This window comes from Streptosporangium nondiastaticum (assembly GCF_003011965.1).
GTDB lineage: Bacteria > Actinomycetota > Actinomycetes > Streptomycetales > Streptomycetaceae > Streptomyces > Streptomyces nondiastaticus.
In genome coordinates, this window is the sequence record NZ_PXWG01000011.1 from 52,113 (window position 1) to 76,346 (window position 24,234).

Annotated in this window: 24 protein-coding genes; 18 read left to right on the plus strand and 6 right to left on the minus strand. The window is 71.6% G+C overall.

Translation table 11 applies throughout. From position 1 onward, the window contains the following. Positions 1–229: 229 nt before the first annotated feature. The 14 genes from B7P34_RS07535 to B7P34_RS07600 all read left to right on the plus strand — a co-directional run bounded on the left by B7P34_RS07535 (position 230) and on the right by B7P34_RS07600 (position 15,353). Entirely contained in the window at positions 230–1,906 is a 1,677-nt protein-coding gene (locus B7P34_RS07535; RefSeq protein ID WP_223267601.1) for a 2-isopropylmalate synthase, read from the plus strand. Continuing rightward, on the plus strand, positions 1,903–2,436 hold the full coding sequence (locus tag B7P34_RS07540) for a MaoC family dehydratase (RefSeq protein ID WP_106675026.1): 534 nt from the start codon (positions 1,903–1,905) through the stop codon (positions 2,434–2,436). The genes B7P34_RS07535 and B7P34_RS07540 overlap by 4 nt, the downstream gene beginning before the upstream one ends. 14 nt (positions 2,437–2,450) lie before the next feature. Further along, positions 2,451–3,404: an isopenicillin N synthase family dioxygenase gene (locus B7P34_RS07545; RefSeq protein ID WP_106675027.1), complete on the plus strand. Its 954-nt coding sequence runs from the start codon at positions 2,451–2,453 to the stop codon at positions 3,402–3,404. Continuing rightward, positions 3,401–4,249 carry an HpcH/HpaI aldolase/citrate lyase family protein gene (locus B7P34_RS07550; protein WP_106675028.1) on the plus strand — a complete coding sequence of 283 codons (849 nt, stop codon included), beginning with the start codon at positions 3,401–3,403 and terminating at the stop codon, positions 4,247–4,249. The genes B7P34_RS07545 and B7P34_RS07550 overlap by 4 nt, the downstream gene beginning before the upstream one ends. Before the next feature lie 63 nt (positions 4,250–4,312). Then, the gene (locus tag B7P34_RS07555; protein ID WP_106675072.1) at positions 4,313–5,242 is read left to right on the plus strand and encodes a hypothetical protein; all 930 of its coding nucleotides are present in this window, start codon (positions 4,313–4,315) and stop codon (positions 5,240–5,242) included. 8 nt (positions 5,243–5,250) lie between these two features. Next, positions 5,251–6,210 carry an alpha/beta hydrolase gene (locus B7P34_RS07560; protein ID WP_106675029.1) on the plus strand — a complete coding sequence of 320 codons (960 nt, stop codon included), beginning with the start codon at positions 5,251–5,253 and terminating at the stop codon, positions 6,208–6,210. Next, positions 6,207–7,472 carry an aminotransferase class I/II-fold pyridoxal phosphate-dependent enzyme gene (locus tag B7P34_RS07565; protein WP_106675030.1) on the plus strand — a complete coding sequence of 422 codons (1,266 nt, stop codon included), beginning with the start codon at positions 6,207–6,209 and terminating at the stop codon, positions 7,470–7,472. The genes B7P34_RS07560 and B7P34_RS07565 overlap by 4 nt, the downstream gene beginning before the upstream one ends. Then, entirely contained in the window at positions 7,469–8,461 is a 993-nt protein-coding gene (locus B7P34_RS07570; protein WP_223267602.1) for an ornithine cyclodeaminase family protein, read from the plus strand. Before B7P34_RS07565 ends, B7P34_RS07570 begins: the two co-directional genes overlap by 4 nt. A 35-nt stretch (positions 8,462–8,496) precedes the next feature. After that, positions 8,497–10,005: an aminopeptidase P family protein gene (locus B7P34_RS07575; RefSeq protein ID WP_106675031.1), complete on the plus strand. Its 1,509-nt coding sequence runs from the start codon at positions 8,497–8,499 to the stop codon at positions 10,003–10,005. Then, positions 9,995–10,276, plus strand: coding sequence for a hypothetical protein (locus B7P34_RS07580; RefSeq protein ID WP_146166761.1), 282 nt, complete (start codon positions 9,995–9,997; stop codon positions 10,274–10,276). The genes B7P34_RS07575 and B7P34_RS07580 overlap by 11 nt, the downstream gene beginning before the upstream one ends. 1 nt (position 10,277) lies before the next feature. Beyond that, the gene (locus B7P34_RS07585) at positions 10,278–11,729 is read left to right on the plus strand and encodes an amidase (RefSeq protein ID WP_106675033.1); all 1,452 of its coding nucleotides are present in this window, start codon (positions 10,278–10,280) and stop codon (positions 11,727–11,729) included. Next, positions 11,726–12,556, plus strand: coding sequence for a class I SAM-dependent methyltransferase (locus tag B7P34_RS07590; protein WP_106675034.1), 831 nt, complete (start codon positions 11,726–11,728; stop codon positions 12,554–12,556). Before B7P34_RS07585 ends, B7P34_RS07590 begins: the two co-directional genes overlap by 4 nt. Then, positions 12,553–14,091, plus strand: coding sequence for an MFS transporter (locus tag B7P34_RS07595; RefSeq protein WP_106675035.1), 1,539 nt, complete (start codon positions 12,553–12,555; stop codon positions 14,089–14,091). The genes B7P34_RS07590 and B7P34_RS07595 overlap by 4 nt, the downstream gene beginning before the upstream one ends. A 5-nt stretch (positions 14,092–14,096) precedes the next feature. Then, a complete protein-coding gene (locus tag B7P34_RS07600; protein ID WP_146166762.1) occupies positions 14,097–15,353 on the plus strand; it encodes a circularly permuted type 2 ATP-grasp protein in 1,257 nt (418 codons plus the stop codon). Between the two features lie 13 nt (positions 15,354–15,366). Here the strand turns inward: B7P34_RS07600 and B7P34_RS07605 are convergent, their stop codons facing one another. Beyond that, positions 15,367–15,552 (minus strand): hypothetical protein, encoded by a 186-nt coding sequence (locus B7P34_RS07605; protein WP_106675037.1) that lies wholly within the window; start codon positions 15,550–15,552, stop codon positions 15,367–15,369. Positions 15,553–16,121: 569 nt separating this feature from the next. On the opposite strand from B7P34_RS07605, the gene B7P34_RS37345 reads away from it, so the two are divergent. After that, positions 16,122–16,265: a hypothetical protein gene (locus B7P34_RS37345; RefSeq protein ID WP_189382557.1), complete on the plus strand. Its 144-nt coding sequence runs from the start codon at positions 16,122–16,124 to the stop codon at positions 16,263–16,265. 124 nt (positions 16,266–16,389) lie between these two features. Here B7P34_RS37345 and B7P34_RS07610 read toward each other — a convergent pair whose 3' ends face one another. The 4 genes from B7P34_RS07610 to B7P34_RS07625 all read right to left on the minus strand — a co-directional run bounded on the left by B7P34_RS07610 (position 16,390) and on the right by B7P34_RS07625 (position 21,564). After that, positions 16,390–16,791 carry a hypothetical protein gene (locus B7P34_RS07610; RefSeq protein WP_106675038.1) on the minus strand — a complete coding sequence of 134 codons (402 nt, stop codon included), beginning with the start codon at positions 16,789–16,791 and terminating at the stop codon, positions 16,390–16,392. Between the two features lie 1,035 nt (positions 16,792–17,826). Next, a complete protein-coding gene (locus B7P34_RS36695) occupies positions 17,827–18,390 on the minus strand; it encodes a hypothetical protein (protein ID WP_146166763.1) in 564 nt (187 codons plus the stop codon). Positions 18,391–18,651: 261 nt separating this feature from the next. After that, positions 18,652–20,175, minus strand: a complete 1,524-nt coding sequence (exaC, locus tag B7P34_RS07620) for an acetaldehyde dehydrogenase ExaC (RefSeq protein WP_106675040.1) — start codon at positions 20,173–20,175, stop codon at positions 18,652–18,654. A 72-nt stretch (positions 20,176–20,247) separates the two neighbouring features. Then, complete coding sequence (locus B7P34_RS07625; RefSeq protein ID WP_106675041.1) at positions 20,248–21,564, minus strand: helix-turn-helix domain-containing protein; 1,317 nt, start codon at positions 21,562–21,564, stop codon at positions 20,248–20,250. A 104-nt stretch (positions 21,565–21,668) separates the two neighbouring features. Here B7P34_RS07625 and B7P34_RS07630 point away from each other — a divergent pair, with 104 nt between their 5' ends. Further along, positions 21,669–22,091, plus strand: a complete 423-nt coding sequence (locus B7P34_RS07630; RefSeq protein ID WP_106675042.1) for a holin — start codon at positions 21,669–21,671, stop codon at positions 22,089–22,091. Between the two features lie 344 nt (positions 22,092–22,435). After that, the gene (locus tag B7P34_RS37350) at positions 22,436–23,191 is read left to right on the plus strand and encodes a hypothetical protein (RefSeq protein ID WP_223267603.1); all 756 of its coding nucleotides are present in this window, start codon (positions 22,436–22,438) and stop codon (positions 23,189–23,191) included. Between the two features lie 160 nt (positions 23,192–23,351). Here B7P34_RS37350 and B7P34_RS07640 read toward each other — a convergent pair whose 3' ends face one another. Continuing rightward, positions 23,352–23,528, minus strand: a complete 177-nt coding sequence (locus B7P34_RS07640; protein ID WP_106675043.1) for a zf-HC2 domain-containing protein — start codon at positions 23,526–23,528, stop codon at positions 23,352–23,354. A gap of 61 nt (positions 23,529–23,589) precedes the next feature. On the opposite strand from B7P34_RS07640, the gene B7P34_RS07645 reads away from it, so the two are divergent. Next, complete coding sequence (locus B7P34_RS07645) at positions 23,590–24,165, plus strand: sigma-70 family RNA polymerase sigma factor (RefSeq protein ID WP_106675044.1); 576 nt, start codon at positions 23,590–23,592, stop codon at positions 24,163–24,165. Positions 24,166–24,234 lie beyond the last annotated feature (69 nt).

Genomic DNA, 24,234 nt, shown 5'->3' on the forward strand with positions numbered 1-24,234 from the left:
CGTCGCCGTACGGGGGAATCTTTTCTTCTGCCGGTCCGGGCTGCCCGTTCTATGGCCCGGAGTCCCGGCCTTTCCCCTTCTGTTCGTCTGCTCGGGTGGTGCAAGCGCCCGAGAGTTCCATTGTTCGTGAACAGCGCACAGGTATGCCGAGGGGGAATTTATGAGGGTGTCGTCTGCCGTCGGCCGGTCGGCCGGCCAACCCTGGTGGAATACCCAGCAGCCTTCCGGAATGCCGGTACACCGCTACCGGCGCGCCGCACCGCAGGAACTGCCCGGGCCCGGCACCCCGCGCCCATGGCTCGACCGGCCCCTCGACCGGGCGCCGTTGTGGAGCTCGGTCGACCTGCGGGACGGCAACCAGGCACTGGCCAACCCGATGGACGGCAAACGCAAGCGGACGATGTTCGACCTGCTGGTCCGCCTGGGTCTCAAGGACATCGAGGTCGGCTATCCCTCCGCCGCGGAGACCGAGTTCGACTTCGTACGCCACCTCGTCACCGGCGGCCACATCCCCGACGACGTCACCATCTCGGTCTTCACGGCGGCCCGCCCGGACGCCATCGACCGCACCTTCGAGGCGATCCGGGGCGCGGACCGCGCCGTCGTCCACCTCTGCCACGCCACCGCGTGCCTGTGGCGCGAGGTCGTCTTCCGGATGACGCCGTCCGAGGTGATGAAGCTGGCCCGCGACGGTGCCGAGCGCATGGTGCGGCTGGCCGACCGGGCCGGCGGCGACATCCGCTTCGAGTACTCGCCCGAGACGTTCAACGTCACCGAGCCCGGTTTCGCCCTGGAGATAGCGAACACCGTCGCCGAGATCGTCGACGCGACCCCGGACCGGCCGCTGACGCTGAACCTGCCGAGCACGGTCGAGATGCACGCGCCGGACGTCTTCGCCGACCAGATCGCGTGGATGGACCGCCACCTCGACCGGCGGGACTCGGTCATCCTGTCGGTCCACCCGCACAACGACCGCGGCACCGCGGTCGCCGCCGCCGAGTACGCCCTGGCCGCCGGCGCCGACCGCGTCGAGGGCACGCTCTTCGGCAACGGCGAGCGCACCGGCAACGTGGACCTGGTCACCCTCGCGCTCAACCTCTTCAGCCGGGGCATCGACCCGCAGCTCGACCTCTCCGACCTCCCCGCGGTCCGCCGGACCGTGGAGGAGTGCACCGAGATGGCGGTGCCGCCCCGCCACCCCTACGCCGGCGACCTCGTCTTCACCGCCTTCTCCGGCACCCACCAGGACGCCATCGCCAAGGGCCTCGCCCACCTGCGCGACCAGGCCGCCTCGGCCGGCCGCGCGCCCGCGGAACTGCCGTGGGACGTCCCGTACTTGCCGATCGACCCCCAGGACATCGGCCGGAGCTACGAGGCGATCATCCGCGTCAACAGCCAGTCGGGCAAGGGCGGCATCGCCTACGTCCTGCGCAGCGGCTGGGGCCTCGACCTGCCCGTCGAGCTGCGCGTCGAATTCGCCGCGGCGATCCAGCAGGTCACCAACGCGACCGGCGTGGAGCTGGAACCGCAGCGCATCTGGGAGGCCTTCCGCGCCCAGTACTGCGACCCGGGCGCCTGGGCCGGCTTCACGGCGCCCGGCGCGGACACCGGCACCGGCCCCGGCGACACGGCGGACGCCCTGCTGGCCGCGGCCCGCGAGCGCGGCGTGTACGCCGGAACGGACCGGCTGGAGCACGACGGCGCCGGGCCCGCGACCGGCGCCGCGCACGCCTGCTACGCCCGGATCCTCGTCGAGGACCGGCCCGTGTGGGGCGTGGGCCTGGGCGGGACGGCCGGGGCGGCCACGGAGAACGCCGTGTTGTCGGCCCTGCACCGCAGCGGGGCCCGGCCCCAGGACAGCGCGCCCGAGCCGCAGCCGGCCGGGCCCAAGGAAGGAACCCGATGAGCGACCCGGCGCTGCCGGCCTACGTCGAGCTGGAGCCCGGCCGGTTCCGCGAGGACACGGGCCTGGCCTACGAGGACTACGTCGTCGGCCACGTATTCGAGCACCGCCCCGGCCGTACGATCACCACCACGGACAACATCTGGAGCTCGCTGCTCTGCCTCAACCTGCACCCGCTCCACATCGACGACGTCTACGCCTCGGGGACGCAGTTCAAGAAGCTGCTCGTGTCCAGCCTGGTGACGTTCGGGATCGTGAACGGCATGACGGTCAAGACCATCAGCCAGCGGGCCGTCGCCAACCTGGGCTGGGACAAGGTGCGGCTCAGCGCCCCCGTCTTCGTCGGGGACACCCTCTACGCCGAGACCACGATCACCGGCAAGCGGCCGTCCGGCTCCCGGCCCGGCGAGGGCATCGTCACGGTCCACACCGTGGGCCGCAACCAGGACGGGGTCCAGGTCATCGAGTTCGACCGCACCGTCCTGGCGGCCATGCGCCGGCCGGGCACCCCGGCCACCGACCCCCAGTCCTGAGACAGGAGACGCCCATGACCGTCCTACCGGTGATCAACCTGGAAGACGCCCTCGGCGGGAACGAGGAGAAGGTCGCCGACGAGATCTCCCGGGCCTGCACCGAGGTCGGCTTCTTCATCGTCCGCGGCCACGGCATCGACCGGAAGGTCTTCGACGACGCCTACGAGCTCTCCCTCGGCTTCTTCGGCCGGCCCGCGGCCGAGAAGGACGCCCTGCCGATGCGCACGAGCACGGCCCGCGGCGACAACGACTACAGCCCCTACGGCTACAGCGCGCTGCTGTCGGAGAACGCCTACGCCTACACCGGCAAGCAGGGCATGCCCGCCGACTACGTCGAGAAGTTCAGCGTCGGGCGCCTCGTCCTCGACGACGCCGAGGACCTGCCCTTCCCCGCCGACGAGCGCGGGAGCGAGCTGCGCGCCGCGCTCAAGGCCTACTTCGCGGCCTGCGAGACCGTCTCCGCGCGGGTGACCGAGCTGCTGACCATCGCCCTGGAACTGCCGCGCGACTTCTTCGCCACCCGCACGGACCGCTCCAACGACTCGCTGCGCTCCCAGTACTACCCGGGCGTGCAGCAGGAGTTCCTCAACGACCAGGGCATGGGCGAGCACACCGACGGCACGCTCATCACCCTGCTCACCGAGGACGGCCCCGGCCTCCAGCTGCGCGACCTGTCCGGCAACTGGATCGACGTGGACGTCCCCGAGCGCGACCACTTCATCGTCAACATCGGCGACCTCATGGCCCGCTGGTCCAACGACGAGTACGTCTCGACGCCGCACCGCGTGCGGCTCGTGGACCGCCCCCGCCAGTCGATCGTCTTCTTCAAGCTGGCCAACGACGACGCGGTCATCGAGGCCTTCCCGAAGTTCACCCGGGAGCGCCCCGCGACGTACGAGCCCATCCGCTACGAGACGTTCTCGCTGCAGAAGATGGACGCGCTCTTCGGGCGGGAGGCCCGCTCGTGAAGGTCGACCCGTGCCTGTTCTACGTCCCGGCGTCACGCGTGGACACCCTGCTCAAGAACGTGCCCCGGGATTCGATCGAGCTCGTGCTCGACCTGGAGGACTCCGTCCCCAAGGACGCCAAGCCCACCGCCCGCGAGCAGCTCGGCACCGTCGACCTGACCGGGACGGGGCTCACCGGCGTCTCCATGCGCATCAACAGCATCGAGACCCCGGACGGTCTGCTCGACATCCAGACGATCCTCGCCCTCGGCGGGCGGATCGGCGGCCTCCCCCTGCAGACGGTGCTGGTGCCCAAGGTCGCCGCCGGCCGTGACGTCGCCATCTACCGGTCCCTGCTCTCCCGCCTGGACGAGCCGCCGGAGATCTGCAGCTTCATCGAGACGCTGGACGCCGTCGAGAACGCCTTCGACATCGCCGCGGCCAGCGAGGGGCTCTGCTTCGGGCAGGCCGACCTGGTCGCCGAGATGTGGGCCCAGGACGAGGCCTACCTCGCCCACGCCCGGTCCCGGATGTGCGTGGCCGCCTCCCGCTACGGCCTGCCGGTCATCGACACCAACTCCTTCGAGCTGTGGGACATGGACCTCGTCCGGGCCCAGTGCGAGGCCTCGAAGCAGTGCGGCTTCACCGGCAAGGCCGCCATCCACCCCAAGCAGGTCGGCACGATCGTCGAGACGTTCAGCGTCCCCGCGGCCGAGCTCGACGAGTACCGGCAGACGATCAAGGACTACGAGGCCGACGAGCGCGGCTTCGCGGTCAGCAAGGACCGGGTGCTCGCCCCGCCCTTCGTCCTGCGGGCCCGGCGCATGCTCGCGCTGCACGACGGCATCGCCCGCCCGATCCGCTGACCACCGAACTTCAACGCCGGCCCCGGCTTTCGTAGGGCCGGACCGGCACCCGTGGAGGACATTGTGAGCACCCCGATGACGGACGTCCTGAAGCAGGCCATGGTCGACGTCTCCGCCTACCCCGCCGAGTTCGCCGGCGGCCGCTTCACCGGCGTCCCCGACGCGCTCGTCGCACGCCTGGTGGAGCTGGTCGCCGACGGCGCCGGCGTCGCCGTCTGCCACGGCGCGAGCGCCCTGCTCGCCGGGCACGGCATGGACATCCACGACGAGGCCCACGCCGCCGCCGCGCGCGACTACTTCGAGGCCGTCTTCCGCGCCTTCGCCGCGACGGTCGACCCCGCGAAGTTCTCGCCGCTGCCCATGGGCTACGACCAGGTCGCCAGCATGGACGTGGACGGCTTCAACAAGAACACCAGCTTCACGCCCAACTCCGACCACACGGAGTCGCGCGAGTTCCTGACCACGAAGTGCGTCCACTTCGACTCCGCCACGACGTTCATCGGCAACGTCTACGGCCCCAACACGAACATCGACGGCGGCCTGCCGATCGTGTGCGACACCACCGCGTACTGCCGCGAGAACGGCGTCGACCCGGCCGACCTGATCGAGCTCATGCCGCACAGCTACAACGTCGCGGTCAAGCAGGAGCACACCGAGGCCGTCCTCGCCCGCCACGCCGTCGCCGTGGACGCCGACCTGCTGGACGACATGGTCATGGTCGTCCTCAACAACGAGGTCGACGGCGGGCTGGCGCACGCCGGCTCGACGCCCCGCCTCGCCGACCCGGCCCGGCCCGGCAAGCGCCCGCTGCGCCACATCGAGCTGCAGTTCACCGACGGCGAGAACCTCGACAACTGGTACCGCCACTACCGCCTGGACATCCCCGAGGTGAAGGTCAAGGTTCCGGACCTGGACACTCCGGACCACGACCGCTACCACCGTGGTGTGGACACCGCCCTCGCGGCCCAGAGCCCCGCCGCATCCGGCAAGTGAGGCACGCCATGTCACTGCTGCACCGGCCGGACGCCCCGGCCATGAGCCCCGCCGACGAGGCCGAACTGGCGGCGCTGCTCGACCTGCTGGACGCCGGCGAATGGCCCGAGGACCTCTTCGAGGGCCGCACGTTCTACGACCAGTGGGGCACCCCCGTGGCGGCGGACGTCCGGGTCACCGAGCGCGAGGCCGGCGGCGTGCCCGCGTACGTGCTCACCCCGCCGGACGCCGACCCCGCGCGGATCGGGATCTGGCTGCACGGCGGCGGCTACGTGTTCGGCTCGCAGACCAGCCACGGCAGCATGGTCGCCGAGGCCGCGCGCAGCGCCGGCTGCGCGTTCCTGCACCCGCAGTACCGCAGGGCCCCGGAGCACAAGTTCCCCGCGCCCGTCGAGGACGCGGTGGCCGTCTACGCCGCCCTCCTCGACGAGGGCTGGGCGCCCGGGGCGATCGTCATGGCCGGCGACTCCGCCGGCGGCGGCCTGCTCCTCGCGGCCCTGCTCGCCGCCCGGGACCGCGGGCTGCCGATGCCCGCGGCCGCCGCCGTGGTCTCGCCCTGGACGGACCTGGCCGGCACGGGGGAGACCTTCACGACGAAGGAGGCCATCGACCCGCTGCTGTCCCGGTCGGTGGTCGACGACGTCGCCGAGGCCTACCTCGACGGAACCGCCCCCGAGACCCCGTACGCCTCCCCGCACTACGGCGACCCGCACGGCTTCCCGCCGGTGCTCATCCAGGTCGGCGAGCGGGAGATGCTGCACAGCGACTCCGAGCGGTTCGCCGCCAAGCTGGCCGCCGCCGGCTCCCCGGTCACCATCGAGGTCTGGCCGGGCATGGTCCACGTCTGGCACCTGCACCACACGCGCCTGGCCAAGGCCCGCGAGGCGCTCGCGCGCCTCGGCGCCTTCCTGCGCGCACCCGGCACGGCGGCGCCCCGCGAGGGCGCACGGAACGAGGGACACTCATGAGCGACGACACCGTGACCGGCCCGGAGGCCGAGGCGGTGATGGGACCGCACCGGTTCCGGAACAACCAGCGCATGGTCCCGGCCGGCGAGGCGGCGTGGAAGCTCGCCGGGGACAACGGGATGCTCGACATCCGCGTCGACGCCACGAACGGCCAGAACCGGCTGCGCGACGTCCGCACCGGGCACGAGTTCCTCAACCTCTCCTCGTGCTCCTACCTCGGCCTGAACAGCCACCCCACTGTCGTGGAGGCCGGCGTAGCGGCCCTGCGCGAGGAGCAGATCACGGGGCTGGCCATGGCCGAGTTCCGGATCCGCCTGGAGGCCGCGCACCGCCTGGAGGAGGAGCTGGCCGGCCTGTTCGGCGGCCCCGTGCTGCCGTCGATCTCCTGCGGCGTGACCAGCGCCGCCGTGCTGCCCCTGCTGGCCTCGGGACACCTCACCGGCAGCGAGCCGCTGGTCATGGTCTTCGACCGGTTCGCGCACTTCTCGATGAACTTCGTCAAGCCGGTCGTCGCCGACGAGACGATGGTGCTGACCAGCCCGCACAACGACATGCAGTTCCTTGAAGACGTGTGCCGGAAGTACCCGCGTGTGGCCTACGTGTGCGAGGGCGCGTACTCCACCGGCGGCCTCGCCGATCTGGAGGGCATCAAGTCCCTGCAGGAGAAGTACGGCATGTACGTCTACCTCGACGACTCGCACGCCCTCTCCACGCAGGGCCCGAACGGCGAGGGCTACGCCCGCTCGGTCTTCCGCGAGCTCGACGAACGCACCATGATCGTCGCCTCGACGGCCAAGGCCTTCGGCAGCACCGGCGGCATCGCCATGCTCGGCTCGTCCAGCGTCTTCGACTTCCTCTACCGCTCCGGCCCGATGGGCTGGTCCCAGGGGATGCGCACCGGCGCCATCGGCACCACCCTGGGCAGCATCGCCGTCCACCGCTCCCCGGAGCTCGGCGTGCGCCAGCGCCAGCTCGCGGAGAACATCGCCACCTTCGACCGGCGCATGAAGGGCCGCGACGTCCGCGGCACCGGCTCGCACATCAAGTTCGTCACGGTCGGCGAGAACGAGAAGGCGGTGCGCCTCTCCACCGAGCTCTACCGGCGCGGCTACTACTGCTCGGCGATGTTCTTCCCGGTCGTCCCGCGCGGCCAGGCCGGCGTCCGGCTGATGCTCCGCGGCGACATGACCACCGCCATGACGGAGGACTTCGTCACCGTACTGGAGGACGTGCTGGACGACGTGCTGGACGGGGCCGCATGACGGACTGCATGCGGATGGCGGACCGCACGGCGGCGACCGCGACTCCGGGGGCCGGCCCCGAGCCGTCCGCAGCGCTCGTGCGGTCCCTGGCCGGGGCCATGCGCGACGCGCTGCGCAGCGGCGCCGTCGGCCGGATGCTGGTCCCGCCGCGGGAGACCGTCGAGGACGCGGCGGGCGCGAAGTTCATCTCGATGCCCGCCGTGTCCCCCGACCACGACCTCTACGTCAACAAGGTCGCGACGATCGTGTCGTCCCCCGTGCCGGGCCGCCGCGCGACCGTCACCTCGGTCGTGCCCGTGTTCTCCGCCTCCACCGGCCGCTTCCTCGGCACCCTGGACGGCGACACCGTCACCAACCTCAAGTGCGCCGCCGTGACGGCGCTGGTGACGGACCGGTGCGCCGCCCCGGACAGCCGCGTCCTGGGCATCATCGGCTCCGGCGTCCAGGCCCGCCAGCAGTACCTCGGCGTGTCCGCGGTGCGCGACCTCGCCGAGGTCCGGGTCTGGTCCCGCGACCCGGCCCGCGCCGCCGCCTTCGCCCGCGACATCGAGGAGACGGCGGCCGCCGCGGGCCGGAAGACCGAAGTCGTCGTGGCCGCCTCGGCCGGGCACGCCGCCCGCGGCGCCGACATCCTGTCGACGGCGACCACGTCGGTCCACCCGCTGCCGATCGGGGACGGCCTGCCCGCACACGCGCACATCAACTGCCTGGGGGCGCACACCACCGCGTCGCGCGAGGTGTCCGCCGAGCTGCTCCGCAGCAACATCGTGATCGTCGAGGACCTGCGCACGGCGATCGCCGAGGCCGGCGAGAGCCACGCCGGGGCGATCGAGCTCGACGCCCTCTTCGCCCCGGGCGCCGAGGAGTTCACGAGGCGGGGGACGATCTTCGCCTCGACCGGGTGCGCGTATCTTGATTTGATCACTTGTGCCCATCTGGCAGGGCGCGACGACATCGAGGGTTTCCGGCTGACGGGTGCTGCCCCGTGACCGCCGGAACGCCCCCGACCAAGGGAGGGAATCGCATGGCAAGCAAGGCGAACCGGGCGAACATCGGGCGCGAGGAGATCTCGGGCGCCCACGACGCGCGGATCCCGCAGAAGTTCCTCGACCTGATGGCGACCGGCTGGCGCGCCGAGGAGGACCTCGACCTCACCCCGGTCCCGCAGGTCGAGCACCTCGCCCGCCGCCGGGCCCGGCTGTCCCAGGCCTTCCCGGGCGACACCCTCGTGATCCCCACGGGCAGCCACCGCTCGCGCACCTTCGGCGCTCCCTACGAGTTCCGGGCCGGCAGCGACTTCCTGTGGCTGACGGGGGATCAGGAGCCGCACGCCGTCCTCGTGATGCACGCGACGTCCGCCGGCCACGACGCCGTCCTCTACGTACAGCCCCGCCTGAACCACACGGCCGGCGCCGACTACCTGGACCGGATGGACGGCGAGATCTGGCACGGCCGGCGCCTCTCCCCCGAGGAGAAGTCCGCCATCCTCGGCATCGCCACGCGCCCCTTGGGCGAACTCCCCGCGGTGCTCGCGTCGCTGGCCGGCTCGGACCGCGTGCGCGTCCTGCGCGGCTACGACACGCACATCGACGGCGGGATGGAGCGCGGCGCGCTGCCCGTCACCCCCGAGAACACCGAGCGTGACGCCATGCTCGCCAGCGTCCTCTCCGAGCTGCGGCTGGAGAAGGACGAGTGGGAGATCGCCCAGCTGCAGGAGGCGGTCGACGCCACCATCCTCGGCTTCGAGGACATCGCCCGCCGCCTGCGCCCCGACGCCCCGACCCCCGAGCGGTACATCGAGGGCATCATGACCTGGCGCGCGCGCATCGCCGGCAACAGCCTCGGCTACAGCTCCATCGCCGCCGGCGGCCCCCGCTCCACGATCCTGCACTGGTCGCACAACAACGCCGTCGTCGAGCCCGGCCAGATCCTGCTCATGGACATGGGCATCGAGAACAACAACGGCTACACCGCGGACGTCACCCGCGTCCTCCCGGTCTCCGGCACGTTCACCAAGGCCCAGCGCGACGTGTACGACATCGTGCACGCGTCGCGGACCGCGGGCCTCGCCAAGATGGCCCCCGGCACCGCCTTCGCCGAGATCCAGGCCACCTGCAACCGCGTGCTCGCCGAGGGCCTGAGCAGCCTCGGCATCCTCAAGGGCAGCGTGGAGGAGGCCATGGACCCGGCGTCGATCGCGTACCGCCGCTGGTCGCTGCACGGCTTCGGGCACATGCTCGGCCTGGACGTCCACGACTGCGGGCACGCCCGCCCCGAGTACTACGGCGGCGGCGTCCTGCGCGAGAACCACGTCCTGACCATGGAGCCCGGCCTCTACCTGCAGCCGCACGACGAGCTGGTGCCCGAGGAGCTGCGCGGCATCGGCGTGCGGATCGAGGACGACGTCCTGATCACCGCGGGCGGCAACACCCTGCTGACCGCGGCGCTGCCGACCGAGTCGCACGAGGTCGAGTCCTGGCTCGCCGCCCAGCGCGAGGCGGGCCCGCGGGAGCCGGGCCTCGATGGCAACTGACGACGCCGGCGCGGCGGCGCCCGCGGCGGACCCTGCGGCAGCGGTGGACTCCGCTGCCGCGGTGCGGTCCGCCGCCGAGGCGGAGTTCGACACCCTGACCGGCCGGCTGGGCATCGACGTCCCGGCCGACCTCAAGGGCGGCGTCCTGGCCGGCTACCAGGGGCTGCGGGACATGGCGGCACTGCTGCGGAGCGTGGAGACCGATCACCGCGGCCGTCCGGGCGGCCGGGACGACCGTACGGGCAACGACGAGGAGAGACCGGGTGCCTGACATGCCCTCGGCTCGGCAGGCGACGGCACTGCACGAGCTGTCCGTTCCCGAGGCGGGAGCGCTCCTGCGGTCGGGTGAGCTCACCTCGGTCGAGCTCACCCGGCACGCCCTCGACCGGATCGCGCGGCTCGACCCCGCGCTGCACGCCTTCATCCTGGTCACGGAGCGCACCGCACTGGAGCGGGCCGAAGCGGCCGACCGCGACCTGCGGGCCGGCACCGACCGCGGTCCGATGCACGGGATCCCGTACGCGCTGAAGGACATCTTCGACGCGGAAGGCGTCCCCACCACGAACGCCTCGTGGCTGCGGACCGGCGACGTGGCCCGTACGGACAGCACGGTGGAGCGCCGCCTGCGCGCCGGGGGCGCGGTCGGGCTGGGCAAGCTGACCACGTTCGAGTTCGCGGTCGGCGGCCCCAGCTTCGACCTGCCCGTGCCGCCCGCCCGCAACCCGTGGAGCGAGGAGCACGTGCCCAGCGGCTCCTCGTCGGGCTCGGGCGCGGCGGTCGCCGCGGGGCTGACCCGCGTCACCATCGGCTCCGACACCAGCGGCTCCACGCGCGGCCCCGCGTTCCACTGCGGTGCGGTCGGCCTGAAGCCGACCTACGGGCGGGTGTCCGGGCACGGCGCCCAGACCCTGTCCCGGACGCTGGACCACTTCGGGCCGCTGACCTGGACCGTCGCCGACGCGGCCGCCGCGCTGCAGGTGATCGCCGGCGCCGACCCGGCCGACCCGCGCACCGCCGGCGCCCCGCTGGACGACTGGACCGCGGCCCTGGGCCGCGGGGTCGCCGGGCTGCGCGTCGCCACCTCGCCGGGCTGGTACGCCGACGACCCCCTGACGATGCCGGAGATCACCACCGGCATCGAGCGGGCGCTCGGCGTGCTCGGCGGCCACGGCGCGTCCGTCGAGGAGGTCACGCTGCCGCCCTACGACGTGTTCAACGCGTGCGGCCGCGTCGTCTTCGCGGCGGAGGCGTTCGCCGTCCACCAGGACGACCTGCGCCGGCACCCGCGCTCGTTCGGGCGCTACACGTACCAGCGGGTGATGCCCGGCGCCGGGATCGCGGCGGCCGACTACCTGCGCGCCATGGACGTGCGGCGATGGCTGAAGCGGCAGCTCGACGAGACCGTGTTCGACCGCCACGACGTCCTGGTGACCGTGTGCGGGCAGACCACCGCGGCGCGCTGGAGCGACTTCCCCGAGAACTGGCCGCCGCCCAAGCTCGCCAACGACATGCAGACGATCCCCTTCAGCGTCACCGGCCATCCCGCGCTGTCGCTGCCGATCGGGTTCGCTGCGGACGGGCTGCCCATCGGCCTGCAGATCGTCGGGCGGGCGCACGACGAGGCCACCGTGTTCCGCGTGGCCGAGGTGCTGGAGGCGGAACTGGGGGAGCGGCACCGCCGTCCGCAGGGCATCGACATCGATCACACAGGGGGGAACTCATGAGTGCGGTAACCGAAGCGGCTTTGGCGACCGACTACGCGTCGGGCGCGCTCAGCAAGGACACCCCGGAGGAGTTCGAGCGGCTGCAGCTGCTCCAGGCCTGGGGCGATCCCGACACCCGCACCGTGCTGCGGAAGCTCGGGCTCGGCCGCGACTGGCAGTGCCTGGAGATCGGCGCCGGCGCCGGCTCCGTAGCGCGCTGGACAGCCGACCAGTGCCCGGACGGCTCCGTCCTCGCGGTGGACATGGACACCCGGTACCTGGCCGACACCGACCGCCCCAACCTCGAATGGCGCACCGGCGACATCCGCGAACTGGACTTCGCGCCCGGCTCGTTCGACCTGGTGCACTCGCGGTTCACCTTCTGCCACCTGCCCGAGCGCGAGGAACTGGTGGCCAGGGCCGTGCGCTGGCTGAAGCCCGGCGGCCGGCTCGCGCTCGGCGAGCCCCTCCTCATGCCGGCGGCGGGCTCGGTGCACGAGCCGGTCCGCCGCTTCTTCGGCGCCCTGGAGACGGGCTGGGCCGCCCAGGGCTCCGACATGCACCGGTGGGCGCAGACCCTCCCGTCCCAGCTGGCGCGCGCCGGCCTGCGCGACGTCGAGGTCCTGACGCGGGCGAACAGCCTCGGCGAGCCCGGCCCCTACGGCGCGCTGGCCGCCGCCAACATCCGGCAGGAGGGCGCGTACCTCGTCAGCACCGGCCTCCTCACCCGGGCCGACGTCGACGCCGTCACCGACCTGTGCGCGGACCCCGGCTTCACCGACCTCCGCTCGATCACCGTGTACGCGTGGGGCCGCAAGCCCGCCGCCGGCGCAGAGGGAGGGTCGTGACGGAGCCGGCGCCGGCGGGAGCCGCCCTCGGCGAGCCGGCGGCGGCCGCGGACCGGGCGGGCCTCTCCCCGCTCGCCTGGCGCGCCGTCCTCGGCTGCATCATCGCCGCCGCCATGACCGTCCTGGACCTGGCCATGACCAGCACCGTGCTGGGCAGCATCCAGGAGAGCATGGGCGAGCCGCTCGCCAAGGGCGCACTGGTGATCTCCGCGTACGCGACCGCCGAGCTGATCACCCTCTCGCTGAGCGCCTTCCTCACCCGGGTGTTCCCCGCACGGACCTACCTCGTCCTGCTCGTGTGCCTCTTCGTGGGCGGCGCGCTGCTGTCCGCCTGCGCCTGGAGCTTCGAGAGCCTGCTCGTCGCGCGCGTCGTGCAGGGCGCGGCCAGCGGGGCGATCATGCCGTTCGCCTACTACGCGATCGTGGTGCTCCTGCCGGGCGACAAGCACCCCAAGGCGATCTCGACGTTCTCGATCCTGGTCACCGGCTCGTACGTCCTCGCCCCCGTCCTGTGCATCACCCTGGGCGAGTGGATCGGCTGGCGCGCGCTGTACTGCGTGGCCGCGCCGGTGGGCGCGCTCGGGCTGTGGCTCGCCCTGCCCGGGCTCCGGCACATGCGCACGGACGCCTCCTCCCCGCTCGGCCGCAAGGTGAACGCCGTGGGCGCCGGCGCGGCCGTGGTGGGCCTGGGCTGCACGCAGTACGCCCTGGACAGCGGCCAGGAGCGCGGCTGGTTCTCCTCCGCGGTCGTGAACCTCGCCGTGGGCGCGGCGATCGCCGCCGCCGTCCTGTTCGTGGTGACGGAGCTGCGCAGCCGCCACCCGCTCGTCGACCTGCGGCTGCTGCGGCTGCGGCCGTTCCTGACCAGCTGCGTGTTCAACGTCGTCGGCGGCGTGGCCGTGTACTCCAGCTACGTCCTGATCCCCGTCTACCTGACCACGCTCGGCTTCTCCGCCGCCGACATCGCCACCGTCTCGCTCTACGGCGGCACCGTCCAGCTCGCCATCGCCCTCGGCCTGCCGCTCCTCCTGCGCCGCATCGACACCTACCTCGTGTCGTGCACGGGCGCCCTCATGTTCGCGACGGCCGCGCTGCTGCCCTTCCTCGCCGGATCCTCGCCGCCCTACGTCGTGATCGTCATCGCGCTGATGTGCCGCTCCGTCGGCTCCGGCCTGCTCCTCGCCGCGCTCGGCCTGATGGCCACCCGCACGCTGAGTGCCCATCAGGCGGCCTCCGGCTCACTGCTGTTCAACATGGCTCGGAGCCTCGGCGGATCGGTCGGAGCCGCGGGCTGCGCCGCGTTCCTGACGATCCGGGAGGCGTACCACGCGCATGCGGCCGGCGCTTCCGGTGTGCCCCGTGTGCCCGGTGTTCCCGGTGTTTCGGACACCGATGGTGCGGGCCGGAGCCTGGCCCTCCACGACGTGTTCGCCGTGGCGTTCGCGATCCTCCTGCTGCTCGCGCTCTCCCTGGCCGCCGGCTACGCACTGCGCCGGATCCGGGAACGGCGCGCGGCCCTCACCACCGATGGGTGATCTCCGTGTTCGCTGAAGACAACCGGGCGTTCCTCGCCGAGCAGTACGACGCAGGCCGATCGCCGGAACGCGCGCTCGCGGCGCGGGCGGGCAACCAGCTCCTGGCGGACGTGGGCATGAAGGTCCCCATGCTGCCCTGCCACTTCCGCATCGCCGCGGCCGAGCACGCGGCCCTGGAACGGGCCACCCGCCTGCTGGCGGACGCCCAGGACAAGGTGCTGGCCCACCTCTGCGCCACCCTGACCGCCGACGAGCTCGCCGCCATGTTCGAGGTCCGGCCGGAGATGGCGGCCCACGTCGACTGGCCGTCACTGCCCTCCTCGAGGCTGCGCATGCTGCGCGCCGACATCATCCCCACCGACACCGGCTACTGGTTCTGCGAACTCAACCACTTCTCCGGCGTCGGCGGGGGAGAGGCCTACCACGCCGCGCACCTGCACGCCGAGGTCCTCGGCCGGCCGGTGACCGGCATCTCCCCGTTCCGGCAACTCGCCCTGCAGTACGTCACGGAGTGCCGGCGCGCCGGACTCACCCGCGTCGTCGTCCTCGACACGCCGGGGCACCGGGCGCAGGGGTACGGGCAGCACCTGCTGCTGCAGCAGTACATCCGCCACATGGCCCCCGGCATCGAGCTCGCCTACCACGACGAACTCACCTACCCCGCGGAGTGGCTGGAGACCGGCGAGGCCCGCCGCACCCTGGTCCACCGCCTGGTCACGTTCGACGACACCACGGACAACGGCGCCTTCCTGGCCCGGCTGCGCGCCTGCGGGGCCACGCTCTCCTGCATGTTCGAGGCCGAACTCAAGATGCACCGCCGCTGGTTCGCGCTCCTCTGCGACCAGGCCCACCACCACCTTCTCACCGCGGAGGAACGGGCGGCCATCGAACAGTACGTGCCGCACACCGCCGTCGTCGGGCCCGCCGACATCGACACGGTGATCGCGGACAAGGACCGCCTCGTCTTCAAACGCAGCTACCTCTACGGAGGCAAGGGCGTCCTCGCCGGCGACCAGCACACCGCGGACGAACTGCGCGACCTCCTCACCCGCGACGACGCCACCTGGTACGCCCAGCGCCGGGTCCACGCCTCGACCATCGACCTCCCGTCCCCGGACGGCACCCCGGTGCCGTACCACCTCGTCCTCGGGATGTACCTCTACGGCGACCGGACGAGCGGCGTCGTGGTGCGGGGCGCGGCGGACTCACCGGTGGTGAACGGTTCGCGGAGCGCGGGGATGACGTGGGCGTTCGTGGTGTAACCGAGGGGAGTTGTCACGGACGTGACCGGGGCGGCCTCGTGGAAGCGCCCGCCCGGGAGGCGACCACGACGTAGCCCACGGCGAGCGCCAGCCCAAGGATCCCGATCCCGGCGAAGCCGAGGATCTCAAGTATTCCGGCGCCGGCGGAGATCCCCCCGACGGAGACCACGACCCCGGCCAACGCGCCCAGGATTCCCATGACGAGGGTCCGGTGGTTCCCGAAAAGGACGTGGGAAACGGGCGGATCGCCACCCCGCCCGCCGACCGGAGCGTTTCGTCGCCGCATCGACCGTGCCTCACTTCCAGTGCACTCGCCCGGGATCCTTCGGCGCCATGATCTTCGCACGCGGCCTTGGCCTCAGCGACAAGCTGTCCTCATTCCTCCCCAAACGACATCCATGCCCCAAGTGGTGGATACGCCCCAAAGCGCGCTATCAACGTGCGGCCGAGGGGCGTAATGACGTAGCCGTCACGGCGGGCGAAAACCCGTTAATGCTCCGTCAATTGAGACGCCTAAGCCCCTGGGGGCCGGGGGCTGTCTTCCGTCCCTCATCCGGATGGGCAACTCAACGACGCTGACCGCTCCTTCGCATGAGCGCATCGCCGAAGCCCAGGCAACCAGCACCGACGGAAACAGCAAGTCCAGCACCGCCGGACTGGCGTCGTCGGCGACGGACACCCCGGTCCGGCGCGCATCGAGCTCCACCGAGCGTGAGCCGGCCGCGAACTGCTGGAAGGGGCCGCATGGACGGCGGCCGCAATTTCTAGTTGACGTGCAACGGCACCTCGTACCACGTGTACGTGGACTGTACGGACGGCCGCCACCTGTTCCCGCAGGTCTTCTCGGGCCAGTGGGACTTCCGCCTGACCTGCCCCGCCGGCACCCGGGCCGTATGGGGCGGCAGCTGGTAAGACGCCACATCGGCTGGGCGCCCCGCAGGACGCCCAGCCGATGGCCCCTTAGCGGCGGGCGCCTCGGGGGATATACGGGATATAGCGGAGCCCCTCTCCCGGCGACAGGAGAGGGGCCGCGGGATCACTTCTTCCGGCGCTTGCGGGGCGCGGGGATGACCGGTGCCTCGGTCTCGCGGGCGGCAGCGAAGAAGGGCGCCATGACCTCCTCGTACTGCTTCAGGGACTCGGACCCCAGGTCGATCTCAAGCCACTTGGGCACCTGGATTTCCCGGATCTCCGTCACCGGGGAACCGTCCTCATCCACCTCCCCCGTCAGGTCCTCCATTTCCTCGGTCACCGTCACGGCGAACTTGACCGTGGTGAGATTGTCGGTCACCTCGGGCGCGAGGTCATCGAAATCGATCCGCTGAACGAAAATCGGCGTCGTGATCGTCTGACCGCCGACCTCGATCGTCTTCACCCCTTCTTCCACGCCGGGCTGACCCTTGTGGGTTTCGTCTACCTCAATGAATTTGGTGCCCATGGACGGAGCCTCTCTTCTTCGCTGGTGTGCGAGTAAAGTCTAGAGGAGAAAGGGTTGTTGACGCCAATTCAGAGAGGGCTGACGTGACGTCACATGGGTGTCGCCCGCTGTATCTCCGGTGACCGGATATGGTGACTCGGTGAATGGTGCCTGATGTGCAAATGACCGGTTCAGACGCCTTTCTTGTACTGCTGGAAGAGGCCCGGCTTCTTCGGGTCGTACGAGACGAGGATTTCTTCGTCTGCTGGGGAAGAGTGCCTGAGTGTGCGGTTGGCCTGCGCCGGGGCCGCCGCGCGGCGCCTGGAGGCGAGGGATGGCCCGCACATGGCCCGGATCAAGGCTTCGGTGAACGTCCTCCGACTCGCCGGCGGGCTCGGGCCGCGAGCCCCGAGGCCTGCATAGTGGAGCTCGTAGATGGCAGACGATGCGCTCTGCCGAAATCCTCGAGGTTAAAGGCCGGCCGAGGTCATCCGGCTGGAGCGTTCGCCGTGCCGCCTCCCTGAGGAGGGGTGGGGCCTGCTCATCCTGCGGGGCGGCGTTGTTCTCTCGGGCAAGGAATGGACGGATGACGGCGAGGCGCACGAGGTCCACTCCCTGAAGAAGCGAGCGCTGAAGGAAACGGGACCAGTACCCATCCCGCCGGAGTTCGTCGCGCTGCTGCGCGAACACGTCGATCGCTTCGGGACCGCCTCTGACGGACGTCTCTTTCGAAGTGGCCGCGATCTGTACGTTCAGATTGCTGCCTACAACAAGAACTGGAAGAAGGCTCGGGAGACCGCTCTTTCGAAGGAGGAACAATCCTCCCTCGTTGCCAAGCGCCCATACGACCTACGGCACGCGGGTATTTCCTTCTGGCTTCACTCCGGCGTCGACCCGGCCGAGTGTGCCCGTCGGGCTGGCCAGAGCATCGAGGTGATGTTCCGTGTCTATGCCAAAGTGCTTGCAGCTGGGCAGGAACGCGCCAATCAACGGATTGAGGCGGCCATGAAGGAGTGGCAGCGAGACGGGACCTGAGGCTCCCGGCTGCTGCCTCCTTCAGTCAGAGGAAGCGGCCGTAGGATCCTCAGCTTCGGGCCCAGTGACCAGGTGTACATGCTGTTCGCCTTCGGTCTCCGGGATTCTGGACATACCGGCCTTGTGGGCAACTGAGTTCCAGCCGCACCGAAACATTTCGAAACGGAGCTCTTCGATCTCGTGTGCCGTGCGCTCCATCCCTTCTATCGTCGCGGTCCACTGGTTTACCCCAAGCGACTTACGGGCTGGCTTGAGGGCTAGAACTTCGATGCCATTGCCGTTATGGAGTAGCAGCGAATGGACGACTCGGCTGCGTGCTTCTTGTAGCCTTCCCGCTTCTTTGAGGCAGGCCGAGAGGGCTGCACGATCCTGCTCGGGTACATCGAGGCCCTCCACGGCCAATTCGCAAATGTAGATAAGGCGGCCCGTGTTCTCGGTGTTTGCGAGCTTCAGTAGTGTCGGCTCCTGCGCTAGGCAACTCAGGAGATTGCGCAGTCTGGCCTCCAGATGCGCTCCGGCGATGGTGACTAGGCCTACTGCTTCCAGAAGCGGGTTCCGCTGACGGTCGGGCTTGTCTGCCTGCATGAGCTGCATGGTAAGGGCGGACAGAGCGATGCGGTGGGTACTCGCGGCCTGTTGAACAGCTCCAACCGAACAGTCGATGCGAGTTCGTGGCCTCCGTGCCGGCCCGTGACTGGCCCGGAACGCCTGGTCAACCCTGGGATTGGGGTGGGACAGGGTGGTTCATACATCGCAAACACGGCGCCGCTCTCTTCTCTATCCTGCGCACGCTGCGAAGGGCCGCCGACCCGCTTCGTCGCAGGTCGGAGGCCCCTTCTGCGCGCTCTAGAAGAACCCCAGCTTCTTCGGGGAGTACGAGACGAGGAGATTCTTCGTCTGCTGGTAGTGGTCCAGCATCATTTTGTGGGTCTCGCGGCCTATGCCTGACTGTTTGTAGCCGCCGAAGGCGGCGTGGGCCGGGTAGGCGTGGTAGCAGTTGGTCCAGACGCGGCCGGCCTGGATGGCTCGGCCGGCGCGGTAGGCCGTGGTGCCGTTGCGGGTCCAGACGCCGGCGCCCAGGCCGTAGAGGGTGTCGTTGGCGAGGGTGACGGCGTCGTCGAAGTCCGTGAAGGGGGTGACCGCCACGACCGGGCCGAAGATCTCCTCCTGGAAGACGCGCATGTCGTTGCGGCCTTCGAGGATCGTGGGCTGGACGTAGTAGCCGCCGGCCAGTTCGCCGCCGAGGTCGGCGCGGTGGCCGCCGGTGAGGGTGCGGGCGCCTTCCTGGCGGCCGATGTCGAGGTAGGAGAGGATCTTCTCCAGCTGGTCGTTGGAGGCCTGGGCGCCGATCATCGTGGCGGTGTCGAGGGGGTGGCCCGGGAGGATCGCCTCGGTGCGGGCGACGGCGGCTTCCATGAAGGGCGCGTAGTGGCCCTGCTGGATGAGGGCCCGGGAGGGGCAGGTGCAGACCTCACCCTGGTTGAGGGCGAACATGGTGAAGCCTTCGAGGGCCTTGTCCAGGAAGTCGTCGTCCGCGGCGGAGACGTCGTCGAAGAAGATGTTCGGGCTCTTGCCGCCGAGTTCGAGGGTGACGGGCTTCAGGTTCTCCGAGGCGTACTGCATGATCAGGCGGCCCGTGGTCGTCTCCCCGGTGAAGGCGATCTTCGCCACGCGGGGGCTCGACGCCAGGGGCTTGCCCGCCTCGGCGCCGAAGCCGTTGACGATGTTGACCACGCCCGGCGGGAGGAGGTCGGCGACCAGCTCCATCCACACGTGGATCGACGCCGGGGTCTGCTCCGCGGGCTTGAGGACGACCGCGTTGCCCGCCGCGAGGGCCGGGGCCAGCTTCCACGCGGCCATCAGGATCGGGAAGTTCCACGGGATGATCTGGGCGACCACGCCCAGCGGCTCGTGGAAGTGGTACGCGACCGTGTCCGCGTCGATCTCCGACAGGCCGCCCTCCTGGGCGCGGATCGCGCCCGCGAAGTAGCGGAAGTGGTCGATGGCGAGCGGGATGTCGGCGGCGAGGGTCTCGCGGACGGGCTTGCCGTTCTCCCAGGACTCGGCGACCGCGAGCGCCTCCAGATGCTGTTCCATGCGGTCGGCGACGCGGTTCAGCACGGCGGCACGCTCGGCCACGGGGGTGCGGGCCCAGGCCGGGGCGGCCGCGTGCGCCGCGTCGAGGGCGCGTTCGACGTCCTCGGCGGTGCCCCGGGCGATCTCGGTGAACGGCTGCCCGTTCACCGGCGTCGGGTTCTCGAAGTAGCCGCCCTGCTTGGGCGGTACGTACTCGCCGCCGATCCAGTGGTCGTAGCGCGGGCGGTACGAGACCACCGCATCGGGGGAGCCGGGGCTGGCGTAGCGAGGCATGGGGACGGCCTTCCCTTCCGGGTTCCGGTGCGCTGCCGCCCGCTTCCGGTGCGGGCGGCGACCGGCAGGACGCTAGGGCCGGGCACGTTGCGCGAAGGTTGCCCCGCGGGCGTGCGGGCCGGGCGCCCCCGGCGCGTAAGCATCCTGCGTGTACGCCTCCCGTAACCTCCGCGCCTCCGCCGCCACCCCGCCCCGCTGCGGCGCACTCACCGGCAGCGCCGCCAGCAGCCTCTCCCACACCTCCAGGTCCTCCTCGCCCCACGCGCTGTCCGCCCACAGCTGCAGCGCCCACGCGTCCCCGCAGCTCAGCACCGCCCGCCGCAGCCGCCCTTCCACCACCCGCCGCACCCTGCACACCCCGGGCGCCTCGGAGGAGGGCAGCAGCGGCCCGTCGTACGAGCGGAGCGCCCCGCGCACGTCGCCCGCCGCCAGCTCGCGCTCCACCCGCGCGACGTCCGTCTCGACGGGCGCGCACAGCCGGTACGGACGCGAGCCGAGCAGCGGGCCCACCAGCCGCCGCAGCCGCGACAGCTCGGCGCGCAGCGTCACCGGCGGCACCGGGCGCTCCCCGTACAGCGCCGTCGCCAGCTGATCCCCGGTCAGCCCCTCCGGGTGGGCGGCCAGCAGGACGAGGATCTCGCTGTGCCGCCGGCCCAGGTGCACGCGGCGGCCGTCCGCCGTGGCCAGGACCGCCTCGTCCCGGCCGAGGGCCGACAGCAGCGGTCTCGTCCCCGCACCGGCGGCCAGTCTCGCCTCGGCCGCCAGCGCGGTCGCCCGGACCAGCGCCAGGCTGTGCGGGGCGGCGAGCTGGTCGCCGCCGGTGAGGTCCACGGCGCCCAGCAGCCGCCCGGTCCGCGGGTCGTGCACGGGCGCCGCCGCGCACGTCCACGGCTGGACCGCGCGGTTGTAGTGCTCGGTGGCGAAGATCTGCACCGCGTGATCGAGGGCGAGGGCCGTGCCGGGCGCGTTCGTGCCCGCGTGCCGCTCGTCCCAGCGGGCACCGGCGACGAAGTTCATGGCTTCGGCGCGGCCCCGCACGCCCCGGTGCCCCTCGACCCACAGCATCCGGCCGTACGCGTCGCAGACCGCGAGCAGGTGCGCCCCGTCGTCGGCGATCGTGCCGAGCAGCTCCCTGAAGAGCGGCATGACGGAGGCCAGCGGGTGCGCCCGCCGGTACTCCTCCAGCTCCGTGCCGTCCAGCTCGACCGGCGCCAGGAAGTCGGCCGCGGGCAGCGCGGCCGCCGAGCGCCGCCACGAGCCGGCGACCACCGGGCGGACGCCCGCCCCCACCGTGCCTCCCGTCACGAACTCCTCGTGCGCGCCGCGGACCGTACGGCTCCGCTCGGCCGGGTCGTCGCCGTAGCCCATCGACAGCCAGGAATCGGCCACCTGGTCCCTCCTCACGTGCGGTTCCGGGGCTTGCGGTGCGGGCCGCGCCGCCACGACGCTTCCCTTACCCATCGGACACGAACGGAAGAGACGAAGAGCCAGTCATGCAGAAAGCGCAGCAGAAAGTCCTGCTCGACATCCTCGAGCGCACCGCCGCCGCCTACGTCACCACCTTTCTCGGTCTCCTCCTCGCCGACGGGTTCGACCTCACCGACGTCTCCGCCCTCAAGGCCGCCGCCGTCGCCGCCCTGCCCGCCGCCCTCTCGGTGATCAAGGGCGCGATAGGCACCCGCTTCGGCGACAAGGGCAGCGCGGCCTGGCTGCCCGGCGGCAGCCGCGGGCGCAAGCCCAGCAAGTCCCGCACTCCCCGCAAGGCGGCTGCGAAGGGCCCGAAGGCTACGAAGACGGCGGAATCCGGCAAGGCCACCGAGGCCACCGAGACCGAGACCGAGGCCACCAAGGCCGAGACCGAGGCCACGCGGGCCACGCAGGCCACGGACGGCTCCACCGGCACGACCGGAGGCTGATCGTTCACACGGGGTGTGAACCGCGCACCCGCGATCGCCCCCGCACACACGCTCCCGCGCGCGCCGCCACCGCGCTTGACTCGGTCCTGCGAGTCCCAATGGAGCGACGGGACCCCGGGCCGTCGGTCCTTCCCCCGAGCCGGCGACCCACCCGCCTCGTACCGCCGGGCGGACGGTACGGGGCGGGCCCGTGCGCCCGTGCGGGGGGTTCGTACGGGCGTCAGTGCGCACCCCGCCGTCGCGCCGCGCGGCGCGGGTGCAACGATGTCCACGTCATGAGAGCAGGGCCGCAGCCGGAACAGGGACCGCGAGCGCTGCGAGCCGCGGTGTTCGCAGCGGTCTGTGTGCTGCTCGCTGCCCTGGGCCACGCGGTCATGTCCGGCACGACGGTCCCGTGGTGGGCCGTCGCCGTCGCGCTGTGCGGCACGGGCAGCGGAGCGTGGTTCCTCGCGGGCCGCGAGCGCGGACCGCTGCTGATCACGCTCGCCACCGTCGGCGCCCAGACCGGCCTGCACTTCTTCTTCGCACTCGCGCAGAACGTCGTCGTGAACACGGCCCGGGCGGCCCGGCTGGGGCTGGACCCGGGCATGCCCGTGGATCACAGCGCCATGGCCTCCACGGGCGGCATGGCCTCCATGGGAGACATGGCCAACCACTCCATGGGCATGGGCATGGGCACGGGCATGGGCGATTCCATGTCCACGGGCATGTCCATGGGCATGGACATGGGTCATTCCATGTCCACGGGCATGGAACACGGCGCCATGAATTCCATGGCCTCCATGAGCGGCATGGCCGGCCACTCCATGTCCATGCACGCCGGCCACGGCGCGCTCGGCATGTGGTCCGCGCACGTCCTCGTCGCTGTCGTCTGCGGCATGTGGCTCGCCGGCGGCGAACAGGCCGCCTTCCGGCTCGCCCGCACCGTCCGCAGCAGCCTCTTCGTCCCGCTCCTCGTCGTCCTCGGCGCCGTACCCGCGCCCTCCGGACCGCCGCGCATCCGCGCCGACCGGAGCCGCGCCGCGCAGCGCCTGCGGCAGCTGCTGTACGCGCACGTCCTCTCCCGACGTGGTCCGCCGGCCCGCGTCGCCGTCAGCTGACTGACGGCGACCTCCGGCACCGCATCACGTCACCGGGCCCGACCCGTTCCTCGGGCTGCCCGGATTCCAGGAAGGACACAGGGCGATGACCCCTGCCCGTACGGGAGACGTGCCACGCCGGCACGCCGCTCCCGCCATCCCGTCAGCCGCCTGGGCCTCCTCAGCCCAGGTCGAACCGCGCCGCGAGAAGTCTCAGCCGGCGTGCCCGCTCGCCCCACGCACCGCACTCGGCGCAGCCCAGCAGGTGCGCGTCGAGGGCCGCGCCGGTCATCTCCGGCGGCAGGTCCTCGCCGTCGACAAGGGCGGACAGGGCGGTACGGAACTCACTGCAATGCACCCCGCCATCGTCCCCGGTGCCGCTTTTGCCCCGTGCGGCGCCCCCCGTGCGGGAGGCCGCCGTGCGTGACGACGAGACGGTGACCGCCTGGGCGCTCGCCGCCCGCGGCGGTGACGGCGACGCCGTCGAGCGCTTCATCCGGGCCACGCAGAACGACGTGCGCCGCTACGTCGCACGGCTCAGCAACGACCCGCAGGGCGCGGACGACCTCGTCCAGGAGACGTACCTGCGGGCCCTGCGCTCGCTGCCCCGCTTCGAGGGCCGCTCGTCGGCCCGTACGTGGCTGCTGACGATCGCCCGCCGCACGGTGGTCGACCGGCTGCGCTTCAACGCGGCGCGCCCGCGGGTGTCGGACACCGACGACTGGCAGTCGGCGGCGGAGCGCGCCCAGACGGCGCAGCTGCCCGGCTTCGACGAGGGCGTGGCGCTGTCGCAGCTGCTGGACCGGCTGCCGTACGAGCGCCGCGAGGCGTTCGTGCTCACCCAGATGCTGGGACTGCCCTACGCGGAGGCGGCCGTCGTCGCGGGCTGCCCCGTCGGCACGGTGCGGTCGCGCGTCGCGCGCGCCCGTGAGTCGCTGATCTGCCAGCTGGAGACGGCGGAGCGGGACGCGGTGCGCATACCGGTCGCGGCGTAGGCGATACCGGCGGGCGGCTGCTGGAGAGGCGGGCGGCTGCTGGAGGGGGCGGGGCATACGCCCCGCCCC